This window comes from Streptomyces sp. NPDC059248 (genome assembly GCF_042753905.1).
Lineage (GTDB): Bacteria > Actinomycetota > Actinomycetes > Streptomycetales > Streptomycetaceae > Streptomyces.
The window spans coordinates 53,516-71,565 of the sequence record NZ_JBHYZV010000012.1 but is presented as its reverse complement, the minus strand read 5'-3'; the positions used below and the strand labels follow the sequence as shown (position 1 = coordinate 71,565).

The window sequence follows — 18,050 nt, the reverse complement described above, 5'->3', positions numbered from 1 at the left end:
GGGTGACGTCATGGAACTCCCGCGAGTCGCAGGAGCGCCGCCGTCCCGGCCGCCGCGATGACGACGACGAGAAAGGGTGCCCCGCGCCAGGCGAGCACTCCGCCGACCAGGACCCCGAGCGCCCGGGCCGCGCCGGCGAAGCCCTCGCCCTCGGTGAGCGCCGCCGTGGCCGTCAGGGCGGCGAGCAGGACGACCGCCGAGACCTCCAGCAGCTTCTCGACCCGCTTCGGGAAGGTGACCTTCGCCCGCAGGGCGGGACCGGAGAGGCGTAGCAGGAAGGTCCCGGCCGTCAGGGCGAGCATCGCCGCCAGCGCCGGCAGCAGGGGGAAGGGGCCGCTCATCGAGCCGCTCCTTCGAGCTTCTTCATCCGGAACAGCGGCAGCGCGGCCAGTGCGGCCAGGACCGGCAGTCCGGCCGGCAGGAAGGCGGTGAGGGCCAGCGCGATCGCCGAGCCGGCCAGGGCGGTCCGCCGCAGCGCCCGGTCCTTCATCGAAGGCAGGATCAGGGCCAGGATCACCGCGGGGAACATCGCGTCCAGACCGAGGGCGCCGGTGTCCCGGACGACGCTGCCGAGCAGCGCGCCGAGTGCGGCGCCGACCGGCCAGCAGAGCAGAATGCCGAGGCCGCAGGCCCAGTACGCGGCCCGCTTGCGGGCGAGCCCCTGCTGCGCGATGGCGAAGACGACCGTCTCGTCGTTCATCAGGTGCGTGCCGAGCAGTCCGCGCCAGCCCCGCCCGAGCACATCGGGCACCGCCAGACCGAACGGCAGATGGCGGGCGTTGACCAGCAGGCCCGCCAGCAGCGCGGCGATCGGGCTTCCCCCGGCGGCGATGATCCCGACGAAGAGGAACTCGGACGACGCCGCCAGTACGAGTACGCCCATGAGGACCGGGAACCACCAGGGAAAGCCCGAGGTGACCGCGATGGCCCCGTACGACAGGCCGATGACTCCAACGGCCAGGCAGACGAGCGCGATGTCCCTCGATGGCCCCTTGCCCAGTGTTTCCCATAACGTACGCATGGCGTTTATGGTGAACACCCCGGAGGGTGTTCGTCAAGGCGAACGATTGACCATTGGAGCGAACAGGCTTGTCCGACGTCGACCCCACGCTCAAGCCGCCCCTGGCAGTGATCGCCGCCTCCCTGCGGGCGGAACGGGTCAGAGCGGGGCTCTCCCTCACCGAGGTCGCCCGGCGCGCCGGGCTCGCCAAGTCCACGCTCTCGCAACTGGAGTCCGGCACCGGCAATCCCAGCCTGGAGACGCTGTGGGCGCTGTGCGTGGTCCTGGAGATCCCCTTCTCCCGGCTGCTGGCCGCTTCCCGCCCCCCGGTCCAGGTGATCCGCGCGGGCGAGGGGCCGGCGATAGGTTCGGCGCAGAGCGACTACCGGGCCACCCTGCTGGCCGCCTCTCCCCCGGGGGTGCGGCGGGACGTCTACAGCATCGCCGCCGAGCCGGGTCCGCAGCGCTCCTCCGCCCCGCACCTGCCCGGCGTGGTGGAGCATGTCGTGATCGGGGCCGGCCGGGCCCTGGTGGGCACCGCCGACGAATCGGTGGAACTCCACCCGGGCGACTACATCAGCTACCCGGCCGATGTCCCGCACGTCTTCCGGGCGCTGGAGCCCGGCACCCGCGCGGTCCTCGTATCGGAGCACCCCTGAGCCTCTGAGCATCCCTGAGCCTCCCGAGTACGCGCACGGCCCGGCTTCAGTGCCCCATGCCCCAGCCGCCGTCCACCGGCAGGACGGCCCCGGTGATGTAGGCGGCGTCGTCCGAGGCGAGGAACCGGACCACGGCCGCCACTTCCGCCGGCTCCGCGCCGCGCCCCAGCGGTACCTTGCCCAGCACGGCCGTACGCTGCTTCCCGTCGAGCGCCTTGGTCATATCCGTGTCGACCATGCCCGGCGCCACCACATTGCAGGTGACGCCCCGCGAGCCCAGCTCGCGGGCGACGGACCGGGCGAGGCCGACCAGACTCGCTTTCGACGCCGCGTAGTTGGCCTGCCCGGCCGCGCCCAGCAGGCCGACCGCCGACGAGATCAGGACGATCCGGCCCCGCCGCGCGTCGACCATCTCCTCGGCGGCCCGCCTGACCACCCGGAAGACACCCGTCGCGTTGGTGTCCATCACATCCGTGAAGTCCTTCTCGGTCATCCGCAGCAGCAGCCGGTCCCGGGTGATCCCGGCGTTGGCCACCAGGACCTCCACCGGGCCGTGCGCCGCCTCCACCTCCTTGAACGCCCGCTCCACCTGCGCGGAGTCGGTGACGTCGCAGGTGACGGCGAGGCAGCCGAGGTCGGTCGCGGCCCGCGGCGGTTCACCCGTGCGGTAGGTCAGCGCGACCTTGTCGCCGGCCCGCGCGAAGGCGCACGCCACGGCGAGGCCGATCCCCCGGTTCCCCCCGGTCACCAGGACCGAACGGCTCATGTCTTCCACGCACCTTTCTGCGTCATCGGTGGGCCGGACCCGGCGGGCGCCGGTCAGGCGATCTTGTGGACCCAGCCGAACGGGTCCGGCCGTGAACCGTCCTGGATCCCCGTCAGCTCCGCGCGGAGCCGCTCGGTGACCGGTCCCGGCGTTCCGCCGCCGATCGTCCAGTCCCCTTCCGCGCTCCGGACGAAGCCGACCGGGGTGATCATCGACGAGGTGCCGCAGGAGAACACCTCGGTCAGCGCCCCCGACTCCGCGTCGGCCCGCCATTGCTCGACACCGATCCGCCCCTCATCGGCCCGGTGCCCCAGCTCGGCGGCGAGGGTCAGTACCGAGTCGCGGGTGATGCCCGCCAGCAGCGTCCCGGACAGCTCCGGCGTCACCAGCCGGTCGCCGTAGACGAAGAAGAGGTTGCTGGTGCCCATCTCGTCCACCCAGCGGCGTTCCGCCGAGTCCAGCCAGACCACCTGGTCGCAGCCCATCTCCTTGGCCTGCGCCTGCGCGACCAGCGTTCCCGCGTAGTTGCCGCCGCACTTGGCCTCGCCGGTGCCGCCGGGGGCGGCCCGGGTGTAGTCCCGGGAGAGCCATACGGTCAGCGGTTTCGCCCCGGCCGCGAAGTAGGAGGCCGCGGGCGAGGCGATCACCAGAAACCGGTAGGCGGCGGAAGGGCCGTAGAAGCCGATGGTGGGCTGGGTGGCGATCATGAAGGGGCGCAGATAGAGGCTGTGCCCCGGCCGGTCGGGGACCCAGTCGCGGTCCGCGCCGACCAGTAGTTCAAGGGCCTCGACGAAGGTCTCGTCGGGCAGTGGCGGCATCGCCATGCGCGCGCACGACCGGTTCAGCCGGGCCGCGTTGGCGTACGGGCGGAAGGTCACCACCGTGCCGTCCGGGCGCCGGTACGCCTTCATGCCCTCGAAGACCTCCTGGCCGTAGTGGAACACCTGGGCCGACGGGTCGAGCACCAGCGGCCCGTACGGGTGCAGCCGGGCGTCGTGCCAGCCCCGGTCCCGTCCCCAGTCGATGCTGATCATGTGGTCGGTGAACACCTCGCCGAAGGAGGGCGACTCCATCAGCGCCGCCCGCTCGGCGGCCGGCCGGCGGACGGCGGGCTCGGTGGTGAAGGTGATCGTCATGGGCGCTCCGGGGCGAGAGGTCACGGGGTTTCTCGGATCAGAGGGGGATGTTGGCGTGTTTACGGGCCGGCTGGTCCGCGTGCTTGCTCCGCAGCATCCGGAAGGCGCGGACGAGCAGCGCCCGGGTCTCGACGGGATCGATCACGTCGTCGACGAGGCCGCGCTCGGCCGCGTAGTAGGGGTGCATCAGCTCGGACCGGTACTCCTTGACCAGCTGGGCCCGCAGGGCCTCCGGGTCGTCGGCCTCGGCGATCCGCCTGCGGAAGATGACGTTCGCGGCACCCTCGGCGCCCATCACCGCGATCTCGTTGGTCGGCCAGGCGTAGGAGAGGTCGGCGCCGATCGAGCGGGAGTCCATGACGATGTACGCGCCGCCGTACGCCTTGCGCAGGATCAACTGGACCCGCGCCACCGTGGCCTCGCAGTAGGCGTACAGCAGCTTGGCCCCGTGGCGGATCACCCCGTCGTGTTCCTGGTCCACCCCGGGCAGAAAGCCCGGCACGTCCACCAGTGACAGCAGGGGGACGTTGAAGGCATCGCAGATCCGGACGAACCTGGCGGCCTTCTCGCTGGCCTTGATGTCGAGCACCCCGGCCAGGGCGAGCGGCTGGTTGGCGACGATGCCCACCACCCGGCCGCCGAGCCGGGCGAGACCGCACACGACATTGCGTGCCCACCCCTCGTGGACCTCCAGGAAGTCGCCGTGGTCGACGATCTCCTCGATCACCCGGCGGATGTCGTACGGCAGCCGCCCCTCGGCCGGAACCAGGCCGAGGAGGGCCTTGTTGCTCCGGTCCTCCGGGTCGACGCACGGGACGGCCGGCGGCTCCTCCCGGTTGTTGGACGGCAGCAGGGACAGCAGGTACCGGACCTCGCCCAGGCAGGTCCACTCGTCCTCGTACACGAAGTGCGCGACACCCGAGAGCTCCGCGTGGACATCGGCGCCCCCGAGCCTCTCCTGGCTGACGTCCTCGCCGGTGACGGCCTTCACCACATCGGGTCCCGTGATGAACATCTGCGACGTGCCGCGGACCATGAACACGAAGTCGGTCAGGGCCGGGGAGTAGGCCGAGCCGCCCGCGCACGGGCCCAGGATCACCGAGATCTGCGGGATCACGCCCGAGGCCCGCACATTGCGGCGGAAGATACCGCCGTAGCCGGCCAGGGCCGATACGCCCTCCTGGATGCGCGCCCCGGCGCCGTCGTTGAGCGAGACCAGGGGAGCGCCGGCCGCGACGGCCATGTCCATGGTTTTCTGGATCTTCTCCGCGTGGGCCTCGCCGAGCGCCCCGCCGAAGATCCGGAAGTCGTGCGCGTACACGAACACGGTACGGCCCTCGACCGTCCCCCAGCCCGCGATCACGCCGTCCGTGTGCGGTCTGCGGTCCTCGATGCCGAAGCCGACCGCCCGGTGCCGGCGCAACTGCTCGATCTCGTTGAACGACCCCGCGTCCAACAGGATGTCGATCCGTTCGCGGGCGGTCAGCTTGCCCTTGGCGTGCTGGGCCAGGGTCGCGCGCTCGCTCGGACCGCCGCGCGCCTGTTCCTTGGTCGTGTGCAGGTCGGCCACCCGCGCCCGGATGTCGGTGCGGGTGCCCGGCGGCTGCTCCGTGAGTCCCTGCTGGACGGTCATCCGTTGCCTCTCCTTCCGGAACGAGGCGGGACGGGTGCGGCCGCGACGGCCGCAAACCCCGCGACGTCCGCGACGTCCGCGACGCCCGTGATGTCCCGGGCGCCCGCCCCGGCGTCGCCCAGGACCACCGCCCGGCAGCGCTGCCGCTGGGCGCCGAGCCCCGACACCTCCGCCTCCACCACATCACCGGCTCGCAGATACGGCTGGTCGGGGCGGCCCAGCGCGACGCCGCCGGGCGTCCCGGTCAGCACCACGTCACCGGGGTGCAGCACCATGAACCGGCTCAGATACCAGAGCAGGTGGGACACCCCGAAGACCATGTCGGCGGTGGACCCGTCCTGCATCGTCCGGCCGTTGACCCGGCAGGTCAGCCGCAGTCGGCCCGGATCGCCCACCTCGTCGGGTGTGACCAGGTAGGGGCCCAGCGGACCGAACGACTCGAAGGACTTGCCCTTCACCCACTGCCCGCCGCGTTCCAGGAGCCAGCTCCGCTCCGACACGTCGTTGCCGGTGGCGTACCCCGCGACATGGCGCGGCGCGGACGCGGGGTCCGGCAGGTACCGCGCGCGCCGGCCGATCACCACGGCCAGCTCGACCTCCCAGTCCGTCTTCTCACCGCCCGGCGGCAGCAGCAGATCGTCGTACGGGCCGACCATCGTGGACGGCGCCTTGCTGGCCACGATCGGCTCGTCGGGCAGCGCCAGGCCCGCCTCGGCGGCGTGCGCCCGGTAGTTGAGCCCGATCGACAGCAGATGCCCGCCCGGCCGGACGGGCGGGCCGACCCGCCCGGCGGCCGGGTCGACCGCCGGCAGCCCGGCGGCCTCCCGTGCCAGCCGTGCCGCCGTCTCCCGCAGCGCGTCGGGGTCCAGGGCCGCGCCCGTCCAGTCCGGCACCCACGAGGACAGGTCCCGCACGATGCCTTCGGGGTCCACCGCGCAGGGCCGCTCGCCGCCCGGCGGTCCGATCCGCAGCAGCCGCATCTCAGCCGGCCGCCGGTGTCTGTTCGAGGTATTTCTCGAAGAAGCGGATCTCTTCGTCCGTCAGCCGCCGGGGCCGTCCGGCCCGGTAGTCGAACGGCGCCATCACGGTCGACGCGGTGGCGTACACGGTGTCGCCGTCGCGGACCACGTAGTCGATGGCCACGGTCGCCGACTGGAGGTCGGAGACCCACATCTCGATCTCCACCGGTTCGTGCCGGTGGACCAGCTGGTGCCGGTAGCGGATCCGGTGCTCCACCACGACGGACCCGTCCCTGAAGAAGGCGTCGCCGTCGGTCGGCGCCATCCGGAAGACGAAGTCGACCCGCGCCTCCTCCAGATAGCGCAGATAGGAGACGTTGTTGACGATGCCGTAGACGTCCATGTCCGACCAGCGGATCGGGCAGAAGTAGCTGTGTCTCGACACGGCGTTCAGCTCCCCTCGGCGGCCGTGACCGCGCCTGCGACCGCACCGGCGCCCGCGCCTGCGACCGCGACCGCGTCGGCGACCGTATCGGCGGCCGGTCCGAAGCCGCCGGTGCGCTGCTGGAAGGCGGTCACGTAGTCGTCGGCGGCGATCGGCGCCCGCAGCAGTTCAGGGGAGAGGTTGAAGCCGCCGATCAGGGCGTCGGTGTACGGCCTGAGCCGCGCGCACAGCGTGTCGGCCTCCCGGGGCAGCCGCTCCACCTGCTCGGCGGTCAGCACCCCGCGCGCCAGGTACCAGCCGGCGTCCCGGCGCAACTCGTTCACCCCGTACAGCGCGGCCAGCAGGCCGAGCGCCGTCCGCGCCGACTCGTCCTCCGGCGTGCCGGCCGCGGCGGCGAAGCACTCCAGCGCGGTCCGCGTACCCCGGGCCCTGGCCATCTCCAGACCGGTGTTGATGGTGCCGTTCCAGGCCTCGAAGTACGTCCGGTCGCCGGTGTCGTCCGCCATGGCCGCAGCGGCCTCCCGGAGCAGCTCCGCCTCCCGGTGCCGTACCGCGGCCACCAGGAACGCGAGGTCCCCCAGGTCCCGTCCCGCCGGGTCGGGGGCCGGGGCCGGTGCGGCGCCTTCACCATCGCCGTACTGGGCGATGATCTGCCCCGCGGTGGTGGCCAGCAGTACCTGGTTGTCGCCCTCCGCGGTGACCAGGCCCTGGAGCAGCGACCCGTAGTCCGCGATCCGGTTGGCGCTGAAGATGCCCTGCGCGCCGCAGCGCTCACGGCAGACGGCGACGACGTCGCTCATCTCCCAGGTCGACAGCGCCTTGGTGATCGACACCAGATGGTTCAGCTCCGCCGGGACGGCATCCGGCGGCACCGCCGTGAACTCCCGTTTGACCTGGTTGAGCAGCAGTGTCATCGCGTACGTCCGGGACAGCGCGGAGTACAGCGCGAGCTGGTGGCTGCGGTACTCGATGACCGGCAGGTCGTTGCGGCCGGGTGCGTTGGTGAGCCGCCGCGCCGCGAACCGCAGCGCGATGTACACACTCGCCCGGCCCGCACCCGTCGCGGCGCTGGAGACGCAGAGCCGGCCGGGCAGAATGCGGTTCATCGCGCGCAGGAACCGCTTGCGCCGGTTGCCGGACGAGGGGCGGAACACTCCGTCGTCGTCGAAGCCGCCCATATCGCCGTGGAGCAGCTGGCGACGCGGGACGCGTACGTGGTCGAACCAGGTGAGGCCGTTGTCGAGGCCCTGTACCGGCTTCTCCGGGCACGGCGCGGCGTGCACCCCCTCGCACAGATCCTTCCCGTCGCTGATCCGGACGAGGAACGGGTACACGCCGTGGTCCTTGCCGTCCGCCTTCAGCCGGGCCATCACCACGGCCAGCTTGGGGACGTCCCGGAACCCGCTGTAGGACATGTACTTCTGCGCGAGGGCGTCGGGCGTGTTCAGGACGAACGTCTCGGTGGCGGGGTCGTAGACGGCCTCGGTGCGCAGGGCGGCCACATTGTTGCCGTAGCCCAGCTCGGTGGCCATGTACGGGCTGAAGGAGTCCAGCCGGTCCAACTCGTCGAACAGGTCCTTCAGGTCCTCCCGGTCGCCGTGCTCCACGACGGTGCCGAAGGCCAGGTTGTAGTGCACCATCAGCAGCGAGAACGTGGAGACGTCCACCAGCGACGGCCATTCGGCCAGCGCGAACAGCCGCCATGGATCGGCCAGGATCTCCCGCGGACGTTCCAGTCCGGCGTGCACGGCTCTGGACCGTTCGTAGGCCAGCTTCCCGGCTTCGGTCATGTTCAGCCCCTCGCGGGGGTCGAAGACGGGGTCCAGCAGCAGCTCGCGCAGGTCCTGGTGCGTCTGCTCGTACCTGCCGTCGAAGAGCAGCCGGGACAGTTCGGCGGAGGCCGATGTGGTCATCTGGGGGTCCTTTCCCGCGGCTGTGACTCCCGCGGTGGGCTGGTGAGGGTCGGGCCGGGGGAGCGGGTCAGGCCGAGGCGATCAGCAGGGCCGCGTTCTGGCCGCCGAAGCCGAACGAGTTGCTCAGGGCCACATCGACACGGGCGTGGCGCGCCGCGCCGTGCACGACGTCCACCTCCACCCGCGGATCGACATCGGACGTGCTCGCCGACGGCGGGATCACCCCGTGGTGCACGGTGAGCGCCGCGAAGGCCGCCTCGATGGAACCGGCCGCGCCCAGCGGGTGCCCGGTGACGCCCTTGGTGGAGCTGACCCGGACGTCCGGTCCTGCCACCCGGTGGATCACCCCCGCCTCGACGACGTCGTTGAGCGGGGTCGAGGTGCCGTGCGCGTTGACGTAGTCGATGTCCCGGCCGGTCAGACCGGCGTCCGCGAGCGCCGCCCGGACCGCCAGCTCGGCGCCCTTGCCCTCCGGATGCGGGGACGTCACATGATGCGCGTCGGCGGATGCCCCGTACCCGATGATCCGCGCCACCGGCCGCACGCCCCGGGCCCGCGCGTGCTCCTCGGACTCCAGGACGACGACTCCGGCGCCCTCGCCGAGCACGAACCCGTCCCGGTCCGCGTCGAAGGGCCGCGACGCGGTCGCCGGATCGTCGAGCCGCCGTGACAGTGCCCGCATCCTCGCGAACGAGGACACGTACAGCGGGGTGATCGGCGCCTCGGCACCACCGGCCACGACGATATCGGCGAGACCCGACCGGATCAGCTCGCGGCCCAGGCCGATCGCGCTGGCCCCGGCCGCGCACGCCGTGCAGGGCGCCGAGCACGGCCCATTGGCGCCGATGTCGATCGCCACCTGGCCCGCGGCCATGTTGAGCAGCCCCATCGGGAGGGTCATCGCGGAGATCTCCTCCGGTCCCTCCTCCAGCATGACGCGGTGCTGCGCCTCCAGTGTGGCGGTGCCGCCGGCGCCGGAGCCCAGGATCACCGCCACCCTTGAGCTGTCCGCCCACTCGCCCGGGACGAGCCCGGCCTGGTCCAGCGCCTCGCGCGCGGCGGCGATGGCGAACTGGGAGTAGCGGTCCCACTGCCAGGCGGTGCGCCCGAGAGCGGCCGGGACGAAGTCGGGCACTCTGCACGCCATGGTCACCGGCAGGCCCTCCAGGTCGGCGTGGTGCGCCGCCGTCGGCCGGCCGTCGACGACACGGTCCCAGCTCTCCTTGACACCGATACCGGCGGGAGTCACCAGACCGATACCGGTGACGGCGGTCGCGAAGCCGGTCATCGGACCGCGGCGCCGTTCTTCTCGACCAGGGCGACGATGTCGGAGACCGTGGAGACCTCGGACAGCTCTTCGTCGCTGATCACGACGCCCAGGCGCTTCTTCAGGGCGGTGGCCAGTTCGAGCTGCGACAGGGAGTCGAGACCGAGGTCGTCGAAGGAGGCCTCTGGCGTCACCGTCTCGGCGTCCAGATCGAAACGGGCGACGAAGACCTCGACGACGGAGTCGTGGACGGAACTCATGATGTCTCCTCCAAGAGGGCGGTAGGGGTTCGGGAGATGAAAGGGTCAAAGGGGGCGAAGGTGTCAAAGGGGAGCGGTAGGCGCCGGACCGGAAGCCGTCACTCGACGGATTCCGCCTGGATGTCCGGCCATACGAGCGTGGTCGAGCCCCAGGACAGACCGGCCCCGAAGGCGGAGAGCAGCACCCGCCGGCCCGCCTTCAGGTCCCCGCGGGCGGCGTAGTCGTTCAGCAGCAGGGGCACGGACGCGGCCAGGGTGTTGCCGACCCTGTCGATGTTCACCGCGACCCGCTCCCCTGGAAGTTCCAGCTCCTCCGCGACCGCGTGCACGATCCGGATATTGGCCTGGTGGCCGACGAACCAGTCGACATCCGCGGCGGACCAGTCGGCGCGCTTGAGAGCCGTCCGCGCCGACTGCGTCATCCGCTCGACGGCCTGCGTGTAGAGGGGGCGCCCCTCCATCCGCAGATACCAGTCACCCGTCGGCACCGTGCCGTGCCCCGGGCCGCCGTCGGCGGAACGCTGCCGGGAACCGCCCGCCGGAATGGCCAGCAGATCGGCCAGCGCCCCGTCGCTGCCGAGGTCGAACGGGCCCAGCGCGCCTGGTTCGTCCGGTTCGCCCCTGCGCAGGACGACCGCGCCCGCGCCGTCGCCGAAGATCGGCGCCGTGGCCCGGTCCGCCGGGTCCACCAGGGTGGTGAACGCCTCCGACCCGATGAACAGCACGGTGTCGGCGGTGCCGGCGGAGATCAGGCCGGACGCGGTGGCGAGCCCGTACAGGAATCCGCTGCACGCCGAGGTCAGGTCGAACGCGGCCAGCGGCCCAAGACCCAGTCGCGACGCCACCTCCGGCGCCACCGCGGGGCAGATCCGCTCGGGCGATGTGGTCGCCACGACCACGGCGTCCACCCCGGACACACCGGCCGACCGCAGGGCGCGCTCACCGGCCGCAACGGCCATGCTCCCCGTCGACAGGCCCTCGGAGACGAACCGCCGCTCCCGGATGCCCGTTCTGGTACGGATCCATTCGTCCGTGGTGTCCAGGGTGCGGGAGAGGTCGTCGTTCGTGACCGTCACGGGTGGGAGGAAGCCTCCGATTCCCATCAGCACTGCCGTCATCGAGTCACCCTCCTGAGGACCGCGGACCCAGTCTTGGCCTGATGTCGAGCAAGGCTGACCGAAGCCTTCAGGGCCGGGCAATTGGCCGTTGGTACAGGCGCCGCGGTCTGTACCAACGGACAATTGAACGACTGCCGCCCCGGGTGCCAACCTCGCCGGGGTGACCACGACACCGACTGATCTCGCAGGGCTCCTCCCGGCCGGACGGGTGATCACCGACCCGTTCCGGTTGGCGTCCTACGCCCACGACGAAGCGGCGGGCGCGCCCTACGCGCTCCCGGCGGCCGTGGTGCGGCCCCATGACACCGCCGAGGTGGCGGCCGTCGTGGCCCACTGCGCCGAGCACGGTGTGCCGGTGGTGGCCCGCGGGGCCGGCACCGGCCTGTCCGGCGGCGCCAACGCGGTCGAGGGCGCGGTGGTGGTGTCCTTCGCGGCGATGGACCGGGTCCTGAGCATCGACCCCGACGAACGGCTGGCCGTCGTGCAGCCCGGCGTCGTCAACGACGATCTGCGTGTCGCGTGTGCCGCCAAGGGCCTCTGGTACCCGCCGGATCCGGCCAGCGCCCCATGGTCGACCATCGGCGGGAACGTCGCCACCAACGCGGGCGGACTGTGCTGTGTGAAGTACGGCGTCACCCGGGACTACGTGCTGGGCCTGGAGGCGGTCACCGGTCGCGGTGACGTGGTCCGGCTGGGGCGGCGCACCGCCAAGAGCTCGGCCGGATTCGAACTCGCCGGTCTGCTGGTCGGCTCGGAGGGCACCCTGGGCCTGGTCACCGAGGTCACGGTGCGGCTGCGGGGCGAGCGCGCCGAGGAGCACACCGTCGTGGGCTACTTCGCCGACCTGCCGAGCGCCGGCCTGGCCGTCGCCCGGGTGGTGGCCTCCGGTGTGGTCCCGAGCGCCCTGGAACTCGTCGACCGCTTCTCCCTGCGCGCCGTCGACGCGTGGAAGGGCATGGGCCTCACCGACGGCGGCGACGTACTGCTGCTGGCCCGCTGCGACGCTCCGGGCGCGGCGGGCGTCCAGGAGGCGGACACCGTCCTCGCCTGCTTCGAGGCGGGCGGCGCCACCGGGAGCGCGCGGTCCGGCGACCCGGCCGAGGCGGACGCCCTGTTCGCCGCCCGGCGCCTGGTCTACCCGGCGCTGGAACGCCTGGGCATGGTCCTGAGCGAGGACGTCTGCGTCCCCCGGAGCCTTCTGCCCGAAATGCTCGCCCGCCTGGAGGAGATCGCCACGCGGCACGGTGTGCACATCGCCACCCTGGCGCACGCCGGGGACGGGAACCTGCACCCGATGCTGGTGGTGCCGCGCGGCGACGAGCGGGAACTCGTCCGCTGCCGCGGTGTGTTCGAAGAGGTCGTCGACCAGGCGCTCGCGCTGGGCGGCACCGTCACCGGCGAGCACGGCGTGGGCCTGCTGAAGATGCGCGGCCTGGCCGACGAACTGGGCCCGGCGGTACTGGACCTGCACCGCGGCATCAAACGGGTGTGGGACCCGGCGGGCATCCTCAACCCGGGCAAGGTCTTCACCGTCTGACGGCGGGCACCGCCGACCGGTCCGACCGTGGGGGGCGTCGGTGGAAGGAAGCCGGTCGTCGATCCCACGGGAGAACTCGGTTGTCCGCCGGCGGTCGCGGGGATGCAATGTCCGGTGTGAACACGTGGGTACGCCCCCGGGAACGACGGACCGGGACCTCGGGCGGCCCGCAAGGCGACACCGCACGGGAGGCACCACCACATGACCACGTCACCGACGTCATCCGAAGCCGTACGGATCGGTGCGCTCGCCCCCCTCACACGGCCCGGCTGGGCCGAGGCGGGGCGGCATCTGCTCGCCGGGCTCGAACTGGGCGTCCGGGAGGTCGACGACCGGGGCGGGATCGCAGGGCGGCCCCTCGAACTGCTGGTCCGGGACACCGCCGCCGACCCGCGGCGCGCCGAGGCCGCCGTGGACGAGCTGGCCGGTCTCGGCGTCGCGGCCGTCGTGGGGGAGTACCACAGCGTCGTCGCCCGCGCCGTCGCCGGCCGGGCCGAAGCCGTCGGGCTGCCGTACCTCTGCTCGTCGGCCGTGCTCGACGCCCTCACCGACAAGCCGGCCGACCGGGTCGCGCGAGTGGCCCCGGCGCAGTCCCACGGCTGGCGGATCTACGGGGACTACCTCATCGGCGCGGGCCACCGCCGGATCGCCGTTGCGGCCCAGCCGAGCGTCTACTGGGCGTCCGGCACCCGCGTCCTGCGGGAACACCTCGCCCCGCACGGCGGCACCGTCGTCGACATCGACCCCGCCGATGTGTGCGACGCACTCGTACGACACCGCGCGACGGCGCTGCTCCTGCTGACCGGCCACCCGGAACCCGCCGTATCGATCGTCCGGGCCGTACGACGCGACCCGCGGCTCGCCGGGATCCTGATCGGAGCCCCCGCCGGACAGCCGGAGCTGCCCGAATGGGCGGCCCTGCTGGGCCCGGACGGCGCGGCGGTTCCATTTCTGCGCTATCTGCCCGAGACCCTCGGCCCGCTCGGGACACGGGTGGAGAAGGCCCTCCGCGAGCGGCTGGGCGCAGCGCCGTCCTTCGTCGCCTTCGAGGGGTACGACACCGTCGCCGTCCTCGCCGAGGCGCTGCGCGCACACGGCGCGCGGGAGGACCGGGCCCGGATCGCCGCGGCCTGGCCGCATATCTCCGTCGAAGGCACCCGCGGGCCGATCCGCTTCTCCCGTACGCCCGGTACCGGCGTATGGCAGTGGGCGTGGCCGCCCGTCCAGGTCGCCGACCGGGACCCGGCGGATCCGAAGCGCTTCCGGGTCCTGCGCACCGGCTGAGCCCGTCGCCGAGCACCTCTTTCTGTTCTTCTGGGGGTCCGGACCAATCCCCGGCCCGTTCGGGTCCGGATTACGTCCGGAGCTGTGCTGACCGCGGAGGACCGTGTGGAAGAGGCCGTGTACATCGGCAGGAATCCGTCGACCGAGCCGGACCTGGAGGAGTTGGTGGGGCAGGTGGCCCTCGGCGACGAGAAGGCGTTCGCCGGGGTGTACGACGCCACGGCGGGCCGGGTGCTGGGAGTGGCGCGTGCCGTGCTGCGCGACCGGGCCCAGTCCGAGGAAGTGGCCCAGGAGGTCCTCGTGGAGGTGTGGCGTACCGCCACCCGCTACCGGCCCGAGCGCGGCACGGCCCTCAACTGGATCCTGACCCTGGCCCACCGCCGGGCCGTGGACCGGGTGCGGTCCGTGGAGGCCGCCGCCGCCCGCGACCACAAGGCGGCGCTGCTGGACCGGACACCGGAGTACGACGAGGTGGCCGAGCAGGTCGAGGTGCGGCTCGAACGGGAGCAGGTACGGCGCTGTCTGCGCACCCTGACGGAGATCCAGCGGCAGGCCGTGACCCTGGCCTACTACCGGGGGCTGACCTACCGCCAGGTGGCCGATGCCCTGAAACTGCCCCTGGGGACGGCCAAGACCCGGCTACGGGACGGGCTGATCCGGATGCGTGACTGCCTGGGGGTATCCCTGTGAGCACCGACGACCTCCACCGGCTCACCGGCGCCTACGCGCTGGACGCGCTGCCCGACGGGGAGCGCGAGACGTTCGAGCGGCACCTCGCCGGATGCGAGCCGTGCGCGCGGGAGAGCGCCGAACTGGGCGCCACCGCGGCCCGCCTGGGCCTCGCCGCCTCCGCCGTACCCCGCCCGGGGATGCGGGAGGAGGTCCTGCGCCGGATCACCACCGTCCGCCAGGAACCGCCCCGCTCACCCGCGCCGGCCCGACCCGCCGGGGGGCGGGCCCGCGTTCCCCTGGCGCGCTGGGCGCTGGCGGCCTGTCTCGCCGCCGTCACCGCCCTCGGGGGGACGGCCTGGTGGCAGTACGACCGGGCCGAGGACGCCCGGAGCCGCGCCCACGCCGTGGAACAGAGGGCGGCGGAGATCGCCGCCGTACTCTCCGCGCCGGACGCGAAAGTCGACGCCGGTGCCCTCGACGCCGGAGCGACGGGCAGCGTGATCGTCTCCCGCGGCCGGGACCGGGCCGTGTTCGTCGTCTCCGGCCTGCCCCGGCCGCCCGCCGGACGGGCCTACCAGCTCTGGCTCGACGACGACGGCACCATGCGCCCCGCCGGACTGCTCGACCCGGGCCGTACGGACCAGACGGTGCTGCTGCGGGGCGCCGTCGGCGGGGCGTCGGGCATGGGCATCTCGGTCGAACCCGAAGGCGGCTCGGCACAACCCACCACCGCACCCCTGGCATTGATGCCCTTCACCTCCTGAGAAAGCGACAACAGCCGGGGCGCGCCGCACACATGGCGCGCCCCGGCTTCGTCGTTCCGCGACGCGCGAGAGATGGACGCGCGCGAAAGACAGAGACGCACGCGAGATATCCGGAGCCGACACGCGCCGCGGATTGGTCGGAAAAAGGAATTCATCCGATCGGGCGGACGACCAATCCACGGGCCGTCCGGGGCCGGATTCCCCATGTGACGGACGACAAGCGGAAACCACGGATCCGGGCCCGCCGCCTGCTCGGCGCGCTGAGCGGCGGGCTCGCGGGCTTCGCCGCCCTCGCCGTCGCCGAGTTGGTCTCCCCGGCCGTACGCCCGCAGGCCGGGCCGGTCGTCGCGGTCGGCGGCGCGGCGATCGACCGTACGCCCGCCGCCGTCAAGGACTGGGCCATCCGCAATTTCGGCACCGACGACAAACTCGTCCTGCAAGCCGGGATTCTCACGGTGCTGGCGCTTTTCGCACTCTGCCTGGGAACGGCCGCGCTGCGATTCCGTCGCGCGGGCGCCGCGGGCGTACTCCTCTTCGGAATCGTCGGGGCGCTGGCCGCCACCACCCGCCCCGATTCGATCGGCCCGCCGGACGCCCTGCCGTCCCTGGTGGGGGCGGCCACCGGAGCGGTCGTGCTGTACGTCCTGGTAGGACGTCTCGCCGTACGGCGAGAGCCTGTCGACGGCGCGCCGGACCACGGCTGGGACCGGCGAGGGTTCGTCATCGCGGCGTCCGCCGCCGCCGTGGCGTCCGCCGGGGCCGGTTCCCTGGGCCGGGTCCTGAACGGCTTCGGCGCCCGGGACGCGGTCGCGTCGCGCGAGCGGATCGTCCTGCCCGCGCCCGGATCCCCCGCCGCCCCCGTGCCCGCGGGTGCCGGACTGCGGATCGCCGGGGTGAGCCCCTTCCTCACCCCGAACGGCTCCTTCTACCGTGTCGACACGGCCCTCGTGGTGCCGAAGGTGGACGCCACCACCTGGCGGCTGCGGATCCACGGCCGGGGCGTCACCCGGCCGGTCTCGCTCTCCTTCGACGATCTGCTCCGGCGCGAACTGGTCGAGCGGAACATCACCCTCACCTGCGTCTCGAACGAGGTCGGCGGACCGTACACCGGCAACGCGCGCTGGACCGGCGTACGACTGGCGGATCTGCTGGCGGAGTGCGGAGTGGTACCGCCGTCCCGGGGCGGGCCCGCCGACCAGTTGGTGTCGCGCTCCGTGGACGGCATGACCATCGGCACCCCCGTCGAGGACGTCATGGACGGCCGGGACGCCCTCCTCGCCCTGGGTATGAACGGCGAACCGCTCCCCTTCGACCACGGGTTCCCCGTCCGCATGGTGGTGCCCGGACTGTACGGCTTCGTCTCCGCCTGCAAATGGATCGAGGAGATCGAGCTGACCACCTTCGCCGCCTACGACCCCTACTGGGTCCGGCGGGGCTGGGCCCGCCGTGCGCCGGTCAAGACACAGTCCCGGATCGACACCCCGAAGTCGTTCGCGCGGCCGAAGACCGGCACGGTCATGGTCGCCGGAGTCGCCTGGGCCCAGCGCCGCGGCATCGACAAGGTCGAGATCCGGGTCGACGACGGCCCCTGGCAGGAGGCCCGGCTCGCGGCGGAGGACAGCCGCGACACCTGGCGCCAGTGGTCCTTCCCGTGGCAGGCCACCAAGGGCGGCCACACCCTCACCGTACGCGCCACCGACCGCACCGGAGCGGTGCAGACGGAGAGACGTACGAAGACCGTCCCCGACGGCGCCAGCGGCTGGCACTCCGTCGTCGTCACCGTCGAGTGACCCCCCGAACCACCATCCCGAACCCCCTGAATCCCCCGAAAACGCGGCTCAGCCCGCTTCGTCCCACAGGAGAAACAACACCATGAACACCCGTATCCGCCGTACCGCTGTCGCCCTCGCCGCCGCGGCCGTCCTGCCGCTGGCCCTGACCGCCTGCTCCGACGACGGCGGCGGCGACTCCGCCGCGTCCGACTCCGCCGAGGAGACCTCGGCGCCGCCCGCCGACAACGGGACGGGTTCCGAGAGCACCGTGGCCGCGGACAAGCCCTTCGGGGCCGCCTGCTCGACGGTGCCCACGTCGGGCTCCGGCTCCTTCGACGGCATGGCCCAGGACCCGGTCGCCACCGCCGCGTCCAACAACCCGGCCCTGTCGACGCTGGTCACGGCCGTCAAGAAGGCCGGACTCGTCGACACCCTCAACAATGCCCAGGGCATCACCGTGTTCGCGCCGACGAACGACGCCTTCGCGAAGATCCCCAAGGCCACCCTGGACAAGGTCCTCAACGACAAGGCCCAGCTGACGAAGATCCTCACCTACCACGTCGTCGGACAGCAGCTCACCCCCGCCGACCTGGGCAACGGCTCCTTCGACTCCCTGGAGAAGTCCAAGCTCACCACCTCGGGCTCCGGCGAGTCCTACACCGTCGGGGGCTCCGCCAAGGTCGTCTGCGGCAACGTCAAGACCGCCAACGCCAACGTCTACATCATCGACAGCGTCCTGATGCCCGCCGCCTGACGCGCCCCGCGGTGGGGGTCGGAGGCGGCGGGCGGGTGGCCGCGCCCGAGCCGGCGGGGGCCGATCCCGACGGGGGGGCCCCCCCACGAGGGGGGGCGCGCACAACCAAGT

The 18,050-nt window shown here is 72.5% G+C and carries 18 protein-coding genes; 7 read left to right on the top strand and 11 right to left on the bottom strand.

All coding sequences use genetic code 11. From position 1 onward, the window contains the following. Positions 1–8: 8 nt before the first annotated feature. Complete coding sequence (locus tag ACFXG1_RS07545; RefSeq protein ID WP_384707908.1) at positions 9–341, bottom strand: AzlD domain-containing protein; 333 nt, start codon at positions 339–341, stop codon at positions 9–11. After that, positions 338–1,021 carry an AzlC family ABC transporter permease gene (locus ACFXG1_RS07540; RefSeq protein ID WP_384707911.1) on the bottom strand — a complete coding sequence of 228 codons (684 nt, stop codon included), beginning with the start codon at positions 1,019–1,021 and terminating at the stop codon, positions 338–340. The genes ACFXG1_RS07545 and ACFXG1_RS07540 overlap by 4 nt, the downstream gene beginning before the upstream one ends. Positions 1,022–1,089: 68 nt before the next feature. Here ACFXG1_RS07540 and ACFXG1_RS07535 point away from each other — a divergent pair, with 68 nt between their 5' ends. Beyond that, entirely contained in the window at positions 1,090–1,659 is a 570-nt protein-coding gene (locus ACFXG1_RS07535) for a helix-turn-helix domain-containing protein (RefSeq protein WP_384707914.1), read from the top strand. 46 nt (positions 1,660–1,705) lie between these two features. On the opposite strand, the gene fabG is transcribed toward ACFXG1_RS07535, so the two are convergent. From fabG to ACFXG1_RS07490, 9 genes are all read right to left on the bottom strand, one after another. Next, positions 1,706–2,425 (bottom strand): 3-oxoacyl-ACP reductase FabG, encoded by a 720-nt coding sequence (gene fabG, locus ACFXG1_RS07530; protein WP_384707917.1) that lies wholly within the window; start codon positions 2,423–2,425, stop codon positions 1,706–1,708. Between the two features lie 53 nt (positions 2,426–2,478). After that, positions 2,479–3,561 (bottom strand): branched-chain amino acid aminotransferase, encoded by a 1,083-nt coding sequence (locus ACFXG1_RS07525; RefSeq protein WP_384741550.1) that lies wholly within the window; start codon positions 3,559–3,561, stop codon positions 2,479–2,481. Between the two features lie 37 nt (positions 3,562–3,598). Continuing rightward, positions 3,599–5,194, bottom strand: a complete 1,596-nt coding sequence (locus ACFXG1_RS07520) for an acyl-CoA carboxylase subunit beta (RefSeq protein WP_384707923.1) — start codon at positions 5,192–5,194, stop codon at positions 3,599–3,601. Then, positions 5,191–6,174 (bottom strand): fumarylacetoacetate hydrolase family protein, encoded by a 984-nt coding sequence (locus ACFXG1_RS07515; protein ID WP_384707926.1) that lies wholly within the window; start codon positions 6,172–6,174, stop codon positions 5,191–5,193. The genes ACFXG1_RS07520 and ACFXG1_RS07515 overlap by 4 nt, the downstream gene beginning before the upstream one ends. Position 6,175: 1 nt before the next feature. Beyond that, a complete protein-coding gene (locus ACFXG1_RS07510; protein WP_384707929.1) occupies positions 6,176–6,598 on the bottom strand; it encodes an acyl-CoA thioesterase in 423 nt (140 codons plus the stop codon). Between the two features lie 5 nt (positions 6,599–6,603). Continuing rightward, positions 6,604–8,511 (bottom strand): acyl-CoA dehydrogenase, encoded by a 1,908-nt coding sequence (locus ACFXG1_RS07505; protein WP_384707932.1) that lies wholly within the window; start codon positions 8,509–8,511, stop codon positions 6,604–6,606. Between the two features lie 67 nt (positions 8,512–8,578). Further along, complete coding sequence (locus ACFXG1_RS07500) at positions 8,579–9,799, bottom strand: beta-ketoacyl-[acyl-carrier-protein] synthase family protein (RefSeq protein ID WP_384707935.1); 1,221 nt, start codon at positions 9,797–9,799, stop codon at positions 8,579–8,581. Continuing rightward, entirely contained in the window at positions 9,796–10,038 is a 243-nt protein-coding gene (locus ACFXG1_RS07495; protein WP_384707939.1) for an acyl carrier protein, read from the bottom strand. Before ACFXG1_RS07495 ends, ACFXG1_RS07500 begins: the two co-directional genes overlap by 4 nt. A 98-nt stretch (positions 10,039–10,136) precedes the next feature. Beyond that, the gene (locus ACFXG1_RS07490; RefSeq protein WP_384707942.1) at positions 10,137–11,156 is read right to left on the bottom strand and encodes a beta-ketoacyl-ACP synthase III; all 1,020 of its coding nucleotides are present in this window, start codon (positions 11,154–11,156) and stop codon (positions 10,137–10,139) included. A gap of 160 nt (positions 11,157–11,316) precedes the next feature. On the opposite strand from ACFXG1_RS07490, the gene ACFXG1_RS07485 reads away from it, so the two are divergent. The 6 genes from ACFXG1_RS07485 to ACFXG1_RS07460 all read left to right on the top strand — a co-directional run bounded on the left by ACFXG1_RS07485 (position 11,317) and on the right by ACFXG1_RS07460 (position 17,939). Next, positions 11,317–12,693, top strand: coding sequence for an FAD-binding oxidoreductase (locus ACFXG1_RS07485; RefSeq protein ID WP_384707946.1), 1,377 nt, complete (start codon positions 11,317–11,319; stop codon positions 12,691–12,693). A 201-nt stretch (positions 12,694–12,894) separates the two neighbouring features. Then, complete coding sequence (locus ACFXG1_RS07480) at positions 12,895–13,977, top strand: ABC transporter substrate-binding protein (RefSeq protein ID WP_384707949.1); 1,083 nt, start codon at positions 12,895–12,897, stop codon at positions 13,975–13,977. A gap of 105 nt (positions 13,978–14,082) precedes the next feature. Continuing rightward, positions 14,083–14,667 carry an ECF RNA polymerase sigma factor SigK gene (gene sigK, locus ACFXG1_RS07475; RefSeq protein WP_384707951.1) on the top strand — a complete coding sequence of 195 codons (585 nt, stop codon included), beginning with the start codon at positions 14,083–14,085 and terminating at the stop codon, positions 14,665–14,667. Then, complete coding sequence (locus ACFXG1_RS07470; protein WP_384707954.1) at positions 14,664–15,413, top strand: anti-sigma factor domain-containing protein; 750 nt, start codon at positions 14,664–14,666, stop codon at positions 15,411–15,413. The genes sigK and ACFXG1_RS07470 overlap by 4 nt, the downstream gene beginning before the upstream one ends. A 206-nt stretch (positions 15,414–15,619) precedes the next feature. Continuing rightward, positions 15,620–17,203 carry a molybdopterin-dependent oxidoreductase gene (locus ACFXG1_RS07465; protein ID WP_384741546.1) on the top strand — a complete coding sequence of 528 codons (1,584 nt, stop codon included), beginning with the start codon at positions 15,620–15,622 and terminating at the stop codon, positions 17,201–17,203. An 82-nt stretch (positions 17,204–17,285) separates the two neighbouring features. Further along, a complete protein-coding gene (locus tag ACFXG1_RS07460; protein WP_384741544.1) occupies positions 17,286–17,939 on the top strand; it encodes a fasciclin domain-containing protein in 654 nt (217 codons plus the stop codon). Positions 17,940–18,050: the final 111 nt, after the last annotated feature.